The 12,318-nt window shown below is 38.6% G+C and carries 9 protein-coding genes; 8 read left to right on the forward strand and 1 reads right to left on the reverse strand.

The genetic code is table 11. The features are described from left to right. Positions 1-195 precede the first annotated feature (195 nt). From mtnK to KBP50_RS01410, 8 genes are all read left to right on the forward strand, one after another. A complete protein-coding gene (mtnK, locus tag KBP50_RS01375; protein ID WP_050349559.1) occupies positions 196-1,398 on the forward strand; it encodes an S-methyl-5-thioribose kinase in 1,203 nt (400 codons plus the stop codon). 25 nt (positions 1,399-1,423) lie between these two features. Next, complete coding sequence (locus KBP50_RS01380; RefSeq protein WP_050349558.1) at positions 1,424-2,476, forward strand: s-methyl-5-thioribose-1-phosphate isomerase; 1,053 nt, start codon at positions 1,424-1,426, stop codon at positions 2,474-2,476. A 299-nt stretch (positions 2,477-2,775) separates the two neighbouring features. Then, positions 2,776-3,453: an L-fuculose-phosphate aldolase gene (locus tag KBP50_RS01385; protein ID WP_198034992.1), complete on the forward strand. Its 678-nt coding sequence runs from the start codon at positions 2,776-2,778 to the stop codon at positions 3,451-3,453. A gap of 666 nt (positions 3,454-4,119) precedes the next feature. Next, entirely contained in the window at positions 4,120-5,133 is a 1,014-nt protein-coding gene (locus tag KBP50_RS01390) for an NADP-dependent oxidoreductase (protein WP_050349556.1), read from the forward strand. 232 nt (positions 5,134-5,365) lie between these two features. Continuing rightward, the gene (locus tag KBP50_RS01395; protein WP_050349555.1) at positions 5,366-6,241 is read left to right on the forward strand and encodes an AAA family ATPase; all 876 of its coding nucleotides are present in this window, start codon (positions 5,366-5,368) and stop codon (positions 6,239-6,241) included. Between the two features lie 11 nt (positions 6,242-6,252). Further along, entirely contained in the window at positions 6,253-8,166 is a 1,914-nt protein-coding gene (locus KBP50_RS01400; RefSeq protein WP_050349554.1) for a vWA domain-containing protein, read from the forward strand. 530 nt (positions 8,167-8,696) lie between these two features. Next, complete coding sequence (locus KBP50_RS01405) at positions 8,697-9,353, forward strand: hypothetical protein (protein ID WP_236691333.1); 657 nt, start codon at positions 8,697-8,699, stop codon at positions 9,351-9,353. After that, on the forward strand, positions 9,353-10,699 hold the full coding sequence (locus KBP50_RS01410) for an efflux RND transporter periplasmic adaptor subunit (RefSeq protein ID WP_050349552.1): 1,347 nt from the start codon (positions 9,353-9,355) through the stop codon (positions 10,697-10,699). The genes KBP50_RS01405 and KBP50_RS01410 overlap by 1 nt, the downstream gene beginning before the upstream one ends. A gap of 434 nt (positions 10,700-11,133) precedes the next feature. Here the strand turns inward: KBP50_RS01410 and KBP50_RS01415 are convergent, their stop codons facing one another. After that, on the reverse strand, positions 11,134-12,300 hold the full coding sequence (locus tag KBP50_RS01415; protein WP_050349551.1) for a bis-aminopropyl spermidine synthase family protein: 1,167 nt from the start codon (positions 12,298-12,300) through the stop codon (positions 11,134-11,136). Positions 12,301-12,318: the final 18 nt, after the last annotated feature.

Here is a 12,318-nt window from a genome sequence, read left to right on the forward strand (position 1 = left end):
GGAGTATTTCTCCATGAAACCTTTTATATTCAGTTATAAAAGAACGGCTTATATAATAATAGTAACATGTGTTAGGGAAAAAGACATGTCAAAGAGCTTAGAGGCTTTGAACGAAATGTTATTCCATTTTACGAGTACGTTAAAGCTTTCAAAAATATATATGCCAATCAAAAAAGTTAACAGGAGGAGAGTACGATGTCTAAATTTACACAGCATTTTTTAATGTCCCATAAAGATGTAAAAGAATTTGTGACGGAGGAGCTGGAGCTATTTTCTAATCATGCAAAACTTACGGTAAGTGAAATTGGCGATGGTAATATTAATTATGTGTTTCAAGTAGTCGATGAAAAATCAGGAAAGAGTGTCGTCGTGAAACAAGCGGACGTATTACTGCGATCTTCTGGTCGTCCGCTGGATATTTCACGAAACAAAATTGAAGCAGATATTTTAAAAATACAGTACGACTTAGTGCCGGAATTTATCCCGGAAATTTATAATTATCATGAAACGATGAGCGCACTAACGATGGAGGATATCTCTGCGTTTAAGAATTTACGTTATGAATTAATGGATGAACAAATCTTTCCGAATTTCGCAGAAGAAATAAGTACCTTTTTAGCAAAGGCGCTATTGCCAACAACGGATTTATGCTGGGATCGTCATGAGAAAAAAGAGCTGGTTAAGAATTTTACCAATGTAGATATGTGCGATATTAGTGAAGACCTTGTGTTTACAGAGCCGTATTATAACTACAAAGACCAAAATATTATTATTGAAGCTAACCAACAGTTTGTAGAAGAACATATTTATCAGAATGATGCATTAGTCAGTCATGTGGCAACACTGCGACACAAGTATATGAACAATGCCCAAGCTTTAGTACACGGAGATTTACATTCTGGCTCGATTTTTATTAACCAAGAGGGTATAAAAGTCATTGATCCGGAGTTTGCTTTCTATGGACCAATGGGCTACGATATCGGAAACGTCATTGGAAATTTATTCTTTCCATTAGCGCGTGCTCATTATTACAATGGAGATAAGCAGTTTCAAGCATGGTTAGAACTTACCATTGCTGAGGTTTATGATCAGGTAAAGGATAAACTTACAGCTGTTTATAATGAGCGAGTAACGTTGCCAATCTATACAAATGCAACATTTAAGGCGTCTTACCTAGCTGAAGTGATGGCTGATTCTTTAGGATATGCAGGAACAGAAATCATTCGTCGTGTCATCGGTGATTCCAAAGTAAAAGAAGTGTCAGAAGCGCCGATTGGAGAAGAGCGTATTGCTATGGAACGTGCACTGCTTAAGATGGGAATAGAATTAATTACACAACGGAAAGAGATAGTAACAGGTACGGAATTAGTCCGCCGTTTTAATATGATAATGGCTTAACTACGACTTTAGGAGGTTGTTGAAGATGCAACGTGCTGATTATGATTTGCCATTTTTATTAACATATGAGAATGTAGCTTGGTATGAGAATGGCAAAGTAAGAATATTAGATCGCCGGATTTATCCAACAGAAGTGCGGTTTGTCGAATGTACGACTCACCAAGAGGTTGCCCAGGCGATTACAGATATGGTGACGCAAAGCGCCGGACCATATACTGCAGCTGGTATGGGCATGGCGTTAGCAGCTTACGAAACGCGTGGGAAAAAAGAAGCAGAGCAAGTAGCTTTTTTGGAAAAAGCAGCTCACACGCTTGCTTGTGCTCGACCAACCACTGCCAATCGAATGGGAAAAATCACAAAGGGCTGCTTCGAGGTAGGAAAAGCGGCGTTAGCAAAGGGTGAGGACCCGATTGAAGCTATTTTTCTATCAACGGTAGATTCTTTGAATCGCCGGTATTCGATTATGGATCAAGTGGGTAAGCATTTAATCAAGTTGATGCCTCATAACGGAAAGGTCTTAACACAATGCTTCGGAGAAACTATAGTCGGCACCTTCCTGCGAGCTGCGAGATCAGAAAATAAAGATTTGGAGATTTTTTGTGCAGAAACACGTCCCTATTTGCAAGGTGCACGTTTAACTTCCAGCTGTGCAATTGATTTAGGCTTTCCAACAACGGTTATTACTGATAACATGGTAGCCTATGTAATGGAATATAAACATATTGATGTGTTTACGTCAGCAGCTGATTCGATCGCAAGGGATGGTCATATAGCCAATAAAATTGGTACCAATCAAATTGCTATTGTCGGTCAACATTATGAAGTTCCTTACTATGTTACAGGGATTCCAGATACAGATAAGCAGACGAAGGAAGATATTGTGATTGAAGAACGCGATCCAAAACAAGTGTTAGCGTATCGGGGAATCCCCAATACATTAACAGGAGTTCAAGCTATCTATCCGTCTTTTGATATTACTAGCCCATCGCGAATAAGCGGAATTGTGACAGATAAAGGTGTCTATTCTCCTTATGATTTAGCTACATATTTTTCTGAGGAGCAGACCCGTTTTTATTAAAAAGCAATCCATATAAGAATAAGAATAATGAGTCATATCTTTTGCCATAATCATCTTTGGAAAGGATGGATGACCAGGATCACAGGATGAGTTTTCCCGCAAATAACTGGCAGTAAGACATCTGATTTTATTCTACGCGTAAAGCTAAAGCATTAGAAGTGGAGGATCTAACTGGCAAGTCGATTGCCAAATTCTGTTCAGGTCTTTAGGTCATACTCTTGCGTACTATACTAATCAGTTGCGGAAGTAAAACCCCCACTGATGGAAGATTCACTATGTGATCATGTGAGAAAACTATAATGAGTGAGGATAATACAATGAAATATGTTGAAAAACGGAAACAGATTGTGGAATATGGAAAGAAACTATTAGAAGAGAAGCTAACGACTGGAACCGGCGGAAATATTAGTATATTTATTCGCGAAGATCAAGTGATGCTGATTTCACCAAGCGGTATTCCTTATCCTGATATTAAAGAAGAAGATATCGTACTACTAAATCTTGAAGGTGAGGTGTTGGAAGGCAATCGTAAGCCTTCCAGTGAGTACGATATGCACCGCATTTTTTATCAACGGACAGCCCATGTGAACTCGGTGGTGCACACCCATTCGGAGTATGCGACCGTATTTGCTTGTTTACATGAGGAGATCTTGCCGCTACATTATATCATTGGATCAGTGGGCAATAAAATTCGCTGCTGTGATTATAAAACGTTCGGCACGTATGAATTAGCGGAAGAAGTTTTTCAAACGATAGGAAATGATAAAGGTTTGCTTCTTGGCAATCACGGTGTTATTGCAGTTGGCGAAGATTTACCTGCGTCTTTTTCAGTTGCGAAAGATATTGAATTTATTGCAAAGTTGTACTACCGTGCACGTAGTATAGGTAAGCCAGTCCTTTTATCAGATGAAGCACTTGAAGAGGTTGTTGAAAAATTTGATACGTACGGGCAATTAAGGACATACGGTCAAGATTAAGTTAAAATATTTCTCTGGGTAAAGTATCAGACAATAGGTTGGAGAAGCGGGGTGAAGGTGCTTCCTTTTATAAATGATTAGTTTGGTGGCCAAAGGATGTTCAAAAACTCTTAGCTGATTTCGGTGTTTTTTAAACATGCATTTCTAGTAAAAATAATCCATTATGCAAACAAATAAACTCCTTGTTGGTGTACGCAGCAAGGGGTTTATTTTATTATCTCGAAAATTATATCCCGCATAATGTGCTGTAAGACCCCCACTCCAGGAGTTGGATAATCTGTACTTCAACAGGACTAAGAGGGAGATAACAGCACCTAAATGCCCGATTTGTTTAGAGGTCTTTAGGTCATACCCTTGAGGTACTAACAATCAGCGGGGCATGAAAGAAAACCCTCGTCACTGATTAAAGATTCACTTTATAGTAGCACAAATAAATTCGCCGTGTTAGCATTGTTTAAAACGGGTAATGCATAAGAAACACGTCCATGCTTGAAAGCAAATCATCTTTTAATGATTTGTTACAGCATAAAACTAAATTATGTATTTTCTAAAAAGATAAGAAAGTATAAGATTTTTTTGGTTTATAGTATAAGAAAAACACAGGCTTCCGCCATAAGACTTGGCGACAAGCCAAGTTTTTCTAAAAAATTGCAGAGGAGGAATATAATGAAACAACAACAGCTAGTTTTAAACGAACGCCCTAATGGATTGCCGAATGCTGATACGTTTGCATTTAAAGAGATTAACGTAGAGAATCCTGGTCATGAGCAGTTATTGCTAAAAACACTATATATTTCCGTTGATCCATATATGCGCGGGAGAATGGCAGATGGTCCTTCGTATATAGAGCCGTTCCAAATCGGAGAGCCGCTAAGCGGTGGTGTCGTGGCTCAAGTTGTCACTTCAAAAAGTGAGCAATTCCAACAAGGTGATATTGTCACTGGAATGCTGAACTTTCAAGAGTATCATGTGGTTGAGGCCAATCAAGTACGGAAGGTAAATACATTTGGCTTACGTCCAAGTGTTGCTCTTGGACCTTTAGGAATGCCGGGGTTGACAGCTTACTTTGGCATGATGCATATTGGCGAACCAAAACAAGGGGAAACAGTAGTCATTTCAGGCGCAGCGGGGGCAGTCGGTCAAGTGGCAGGGCAGCTGGCTAAGAGAGCAGGCGCTCACGTAATAGGGATTGTTGGTTCCAAGGAAAAAGCGAACTATATTACTAAAACATTAGGCTATGATCATGCGATTGAATACAAGCATGGAGATGTGCCCCGGCAATTGAAGGAAGCTTGTCCAAATGGGATCGATATATACTTTGAAAACGTTGGTGGAGAAATTTCCGACGCTGTATGGCCGTTATTAAATACATTTGCACGTGTACCAGTATGTGGTGCCATTTCTTCTTATAATTTAGAAGCAGGAGAATATGATATCGGCATTCGAGTACAGACATATTTGATTAAAGCTAGGGCCAAAATGCAAGGTTTTTTAGTAGGGGATTATGCGGATCACTTTAAGGAAGCATATGAAGAATTAGGAGAAGCAATAGCCAGTGGAGAGTTAAAATATGAAGAGACTATAAGAGAAGGGTTTGAATCAATTCCTGATGCGTTTATCGGCTTATTTACAGGTGAGAACATCGGGAAGCAACTGGTGAAAGTAGCAGAACAAGAGTAAAAATTAGAATTTATATAATCCGAGCACAATCTTAATAAAGTAGATTGTGCTCTGTTTTGGTGTGATGGCTGTTCCTTTATATTATTCAGCTTGTTAAAAATATGTGCAAACTTCCATGTTATCGATTTTTATCCTAATCCATTTTAAAGAAATTGCCTTGCCATATGAAACAGCTAACTTTTGTAAATCATTCAAACAGGGTACAATAACCCTGAAAGGAGCATTTATACGTATGCAAATCAAAGACGAACTACCAGAAAGCATAAAAGAGCAATTACAACATTACCAAACAAATACCACAACTTATACAGCATTAATCAGGAAAGGTGGCTATATGCCGCCGAATAAGGAAATAGTCACTGATGCTATCACAGCTCTTTTATTGGGAAAAAACATTTTACTAAAAGGTCCAACTGGAGCCGGGAAAACAAAGTTTGCTGAGACATTATCCAATCTGTTTCAACAGCCCATGTTTAGCATCAACTCCTCGGTTGATATAGATGCAGAAAGCTTGCTTGGCTTTAAAACACTTAATTATGAGGGAGAAAAGCAAGTGATCGAATTTATCCCTGGTCCGGTGATAAATGCGATGGAGCATGGAACTTTTTTATATATCGATGAAATTAATATGGCAAAGCCAGAGACACTTCCAATTATAAATGGCGTGCTTGACTACCGACGTTCGATTACGAATCCTTTTACAAATGAGATTGTTACTGCAAGTACTGGATTTAACGTTATTGCTGCAATTAATGAAGGTTATGTAGGTACTGTTCCATTAAATGAGGCACTAAAAAACAGATTTATTGTTATTGAAATTCCTTATATTCAAGGAGAGCAACTAAAGCAGTTAATTTTCCGTAATACACAGCTGACTGACGAGACGGTGGTTGATTTATTTGTAAAATTGTCCAATGATCTTATTCAAGCGGTAGCTCAAGGGAAAATTGCAGAGGATGGAGCTTCTATTCGTGCCTTATTAGATGCTTGCGATTTAAGTAAACATATACCTGCTAGACGTGCTATTCAACGGGCGATCGCTGATAAATTGGATGAAGATCGTGAACGGGAATTTATCATGAGTTTAGCGGAAACATTATTTAGTTAGGAGTATGGATGATGTATCGATTTCATCATAACACCATAGACACCGATTTATTTCGTCAGTTACAAGACTTGGCTGCTGTTTTATCAGGAATCCCCGATCTCAAATTTATCTATCGGTTTGGTTCGTATATTGACCTAGTCGATCGAGAAGTAACTGCAAGCAGAACTTGGGATACTGCAAAAAGGGAATATCAAGTAGCCGGCTTGAAAACAGATATTTACTTACGAACAATCGGCTCGCTCTTTTATACAAATGTACAGGCAATGCAACAATACGTAGAGACATTAAGCGGTTTGTCATTGTCTAAATTTGGTGGACAATTATTTGCTTTATTAGAAGATATACGGCTCGAGGAGAGAATTAAGCAGGAGCGCCCTGGCACGAGGGAGGAATTTGCTATAAGAAAACGCTATTTAAAGCATCAATTTGACAATGACCGTGCTGCCCATGTAACGAGGGGGCTTGCTCTTGATGAATTATTCTGTTTAATTTATTTGCGCATCCAGTCTGATGTTGCAGAGCCGAGTTTTCCAAGAGCGACCTTTAAGCAGCTTGAACAACTCGAAAAGCTTGCCCCATATTTATTTGCAGTCTTTGAAGCGAAAAACACGCGCGATATTGCGCGAATTTCGCTCGACATCCTGAAAGAATTGTCGGCTAATAATTATATCGACATGCTTCACGATTATTTTGTACTTCCAATCAGCCATGTCGATGCTTTTTCCAAAAATACATTATTTGATGAATTAACTCGAACGGACCCATTGGAAAATGACGACAAAGAAGAGCTGGATGAAGACAAAAACGAATATATTGACGAAACGTTTTCGACATGGCACAGAGAAAACGAGAACAGCAACCGCAAGCAAACTTTTCTGCAGTTTGAACTAGAGGTTGGAACGAAAACCAATATGAAGGGAAGTGGGGCAAGGGAAACAGAAGATGGCGATCAAGCTATGGGAACGATACATGGGGCTTCAGGTCAAACCAAAAACAAAGATTACTCGGATCTAGAGTCACTAGATAAGCAGGAAAATAAGCAAGGGAAACGCGATCAAGATAAATATGGAGAAGAGAATAAAGATGCAGTAAAGCTGATTAAACGAACTGTAACCCCAACAGAATCAGACTTATCCCTATATGATAAATATGTGGATGATGTCGAGCCATATAAGCGAAAGCTGGCAAATATACTAAAAAAGGCGTTGGAGCATAAACAGAACGCTCCTAGAAAAGATATTATGGCTGGACGTTTATCTAGAAAACTGTTGCCCATTTTCCTTGATGAGAAACCGCGAATTTTCTATAAAAAGAACGAGGAGGCAAAGGAGTTTGATGCCGCATTTACGTTATTAGTTGATTGTTCGGCTTCCATGTATGGGAAAATGGAGGAAACAAAGCGTGGAATTGTGTTGTTTCACGAAGTATTAAAAGCTTTTCATATTCCTCATTCCATTATTGGTTTTTGGGAAGATGCAATGGAAGTGAAGGAGCATTATCAACCAAACTATTTTCATGTGATTCATTCTTTTACGGACTCTTTTTATGCATTTAACGGTCCTAAGATAATGCAACTTGAACCCCAAGAGGATAATCGCGATGGGTTTAGTATTCGTGTAGCCACGGAGGAGCTTGCCGCCAGACGAGAAAAGAATAAATTTTTACTTGTTTTTTCAGACGGAGAGCCAGCCGCTGCAAACTATAATCAAAATGGAATTGTGGATACGAATTTAGCAGTAATAGAGGCAAGGAAGCAAGGAATAGAAGTAATTGGTACGTTTCTGGCCGACGGAGAGATTGATGAGCTTGAGGATCAATTGATGCAAAATATTTATGGAAGGGAAAGGATACTTGTTCCAAACGTAGCAGAGCTGCCCAATCATTTTGCACCACTTATAAAAAAGTTGCTTTTAAAGACGCTTTAGTATCGCGTGCGCATGATAACCTGGTCGTCCCTTGATTTGATGGCTGTAGTCATATAATCGACCAAGGTTGAGTGGAAATCGCGTGGCTGTAGCTCGGAAACGACCGATTTTACGATGAGCTTGAGCATGTTCGCCCTTGAACGAGCATTCTGGCGGATGCTCAAGTATGCTTGCTTTAGAAGCAAGTATTTCTGCTGCCAATCAGAGCGCCGACGTCAGGGAATCGGGGAGGTTCACGAAGAATCAAACACACTTTGAAAAAAACAATGATCATGCTTATCAGCTAATTACAGCCTTACATTTATTAAATTAAGTAGGTATTTTCACATTATAAAGGAGTTGTCCAAGTATTTCGTTGGCGAAAAGCTCCTTTTTTCGCAGAAGAGAAAACTGTATGTAATAGATCGTAGTCAATAATTTACAAAATTAATAGATTTTTAAGTCATTGTGCGATAAAATTGAAGCAATATTTCTACATTTAATATGGTAATTTTGGAAAAGGGTTGTTGGGGATGTCGTATCAAAACAATGTGTTTAAGTTTCTTTTTTCAATGGAAGACCATTTATTGCAAATAAAACATGCAGAAAGAATTCGGAACTTCTGGAAGGGTATTGGCGTTTTAATAGTTTGTACGATTTTGTTATATGGCTTAATGGCTTATATAGGGATGGGTACCGCAATTCTTTCACCGAATATAGCAAAGCTCAATCCATTGGAATATGAGCAGCAGAAGTTTTGGTTTATGGTTGGCAGAATGGGATATGCTGCTTTGTTTGCAGGATTAGTTTTATTTGTCCCATCATTATTCTACTATGCTGTTACCGGGATACCTTATCGCAAAATAGTGATGATGCAACAAGTGGTTTTACTCGTTATTTTAGTAGAACGTTTGACTTGGATTCCGCTTGCTATGTGGAATGGACTGGATTGGTACGTTTCCCCGCTATCATTCGGGATTATTGCTTCTTATCTTACAGAACATGTTTATTTCACTTATTTTTTTGGAATGATTTCGTTATTTCAAATTTGGATTATCGGGTTTCAAGTGAAGTATTTAGGTTTTTTCTGTGAAATAAAGAAGCTTTGGTTATGGCTCATGGTGATTGGACTGCACGTGTTTTATTGGGCTATGGCCTCTGTGCTGGCATTTGCGGATCAATACTTACTAAATGGGTGGTTTCATTAATGTCAAAAACAAGAAAGCGATTGCAAATGATTGCTGTTGCCTTATTTATCGGTGTGAATATTCTCTTGGTTTATATGGATGATGATGGGAAAGTAGACCGCATTGCATATGTTTCTCATTGGACAGCGGTTTTTCAATCTGATTTGGAAAAGAAAATACATACTACAGGTGTGTTAGCATCTGCACAAGAAAATCACGTATATTTTGATCCATCAACTGGGAGCTTTGAAGCTTTTGCAGTGGAAGAAGGGAGTTCGGTGCAAGCTGGTGATGCGCTATTTTCCTATAAAGTAGCTCGTTATCAAGAAGCAATGTCCAAATTGCTGGAAAAGAGAACTCAGTTGGAAGAAGAACTAGCAGCCGTTGAACAAGCAATGACGCAAATGACAGCGTTGCAAATACCTGAAGTTAATTTAGAAGCGGATGCGGGTCTGGAATGGACAGAGGAAGTGCTTAAAATTACGATTCCCCAAGACCCTGTTCAGGCAAATTTAGTAAAGCAGCAGTTTTTGTTGGAAAAGGAAAAAGAAGCAGCACAGAAGCAAGCTGCATTGGCGAGTGTGGACAGGCAATTAGCTGAGCTTGAGGAAACGGGTGATACGATTACAGTTGAAAGTCCATATGAAGGGATAATAACGCAGCTTTCGGAACAATTAAATGATCCAATTATCACTGTTTCTGGTACGGAATTGCATGTGGCGGGGGAACTAACGGAACAAGAAAGAGTTTATGTTAAAAAGAACCTACCTGTCGATATGGAGGTTATGGAGTTGAACAAGTCATTAACTGGAACAGTAACACAAGTGAGTGAAACACCAAAGGAAGAAGCTGCTGCAAAAACCTCCAGTATCTATCCGTTTATCATTGAGCTAAAGAGGGCTAATGAACAAGATGCAGCTAGGGATAGTGCAGACGAAACGGAAGATAATGAACAGGATAAAAAAACAAAGGATAAGAAAATGGAAGACCAAGAGCAGCTTCAATCTGCGACAGAAAGAGAATTGTTATCAGGATATCATGTGGATATAGACATCATAACAGATACTTCAGAAGAAGCTCCTGTACTAAACGAAGCAGCGATCTTTCAAAAAGATGCTTGGAAGATGACGGAAAGTGGTAAGGTTATACGTCAGCAACTAACGACAGGTATTGAGGAAGGAGACAGGATTGAAATAACATCAGGACTAGATATAGGAGATAAAGTAGCTTTACAGCCGGAAAGCCAGTTACGTTCACAAGCTGCATTTATTACACCTTTAAAATGGGAGAATGGATTCAAGAGAACGATGTCGCCAAAGGGTATGAATTGGTTTGAGTTTTTCGTGACGGGGATAGTAAGCAGATAAAAAGCTAGGGAAAAACAGCTGATTAAAAAAACGAACAATAAAGTAAAACTTCAATCAGTGGGGATTCTTTCATCCACCACTGATTATTAGTGCCGTAATGGTATGACCTAAAGGAATCGGGCATTTAGATACCGGTATCTCTCACTTAGTTAGGATTAGCAAGTTTTTGGCTAACAAATTATAGCCTAGAGTACCTTCTAGATATTCTTTTACGATAGTTAACTTGAATTTTTCATTATACTTTGCCATACAAAAATACCCCGAAAGTTAGATTTTTAACTCTAACTTTCGGGGTGCAGTACCTTTTTCGGATCTTATTTCATTAAATACTTTTATATCCCAAACTGTGATTGGTGCATATTAACTATGTGAAAACACCTATGTTTTTCTTACATTTCCAGTTTATGCATAAGGCTTATCGTAGCTTATTGTTCCTATCCCATTTTTTTCCTTTTAATTAAGCGAAATTTATTCCTATTGCAAATGGGACAACCTTTGTTCTTCAGTTCCTCTATAGTTGAGAAATCACCCCGAATGCCAACAAGTATGGAATGATGACACTGTTTACACTCATACGTTCGTAAAATTTGTTTTACTTCTCCGGTATAAATGGCATCTTTATAATCCCCTGAGATAATTGGCTTTGCAGCTTCTGTTGTTTTTAGTATGATCATTTGCCCTTTATTACCAATCATTTGTGCGCCTTCATACTCATTAAAATGTAAAATCACCTCTTTGATGGATAACCCCATGTGTATAAATTCACGTTGCATGGATAGCATAAAGTCAGGAGATTTATGAGCATATGATAAAAATATGGGTAAACTTTTTTCTTGTTTTATTGCTTCTATACCACGGGAAACAAATAATGCCATTCCTTGTAGGGTGTAAGGTGGATCTGTAAAAACGCAATCGAATTTCCCGTGCAACGTCTCAGACAGCGCTTGACGCAAATCAATTTGGTGACAGTTGATTGGCAGCTTCTCCTGCTTTATTATATCTTGAATATAGTTTAAAAACCTTTCATCGATATCTACAACTGTAATTTTCGTGTTAGGGCTTTTTAAAGGGAACAGACGTTTTAGTAGTAAACCGAGTGACACACTCACTAGATCGTCATCACCAATACATATAATGGTTTTGCCAATTAATGAATGCTCCCTTAGACAAAGGATTGCTCGATGTAAGCTGGTTGCGGGAGTGCATTTCGACTGATCAATTTGTACATTTACTTCCGGTCGCATTTGAAAGAGTTGTGTAAGTACTGATAATAAATCAGCAAGCTCTGTTTTCCAATCGGTTTGGCTGTTCATTAATTTCTGGTACAAGCTCTTATCTAACCCACCATACCCCAATTCATTTTCAATGTATATTATTCCTTCACGGGTACAACGCACACCACGATCTTGCATAAGAAGACCTGCTTTTATGAACTCTTTCTTAATGGCAACAGCAATTGGGACGGGAAGAAGCATTTTTCGTGCCAATTTTTTTGTTGAAATTCCTGGATTTATATAACACTCAATCAGTAGCTGTTCAATTACCTTGGCTCCTTCTTGAAGATTTAAATTTGTATTTGCCTTCTCTATATAATTTTTCACGGAATCACTCTTTCCATC

Origin of the sequence: Virgibacillus pantothenticus, from assembly GCF_018075365.1 — a bacterium.
GTDB lineage: Bacteria > Bacillota > Bacilli > Bacillales > Amphibacillaceae > Virgibacillus > Virgibacillus pantothenticus.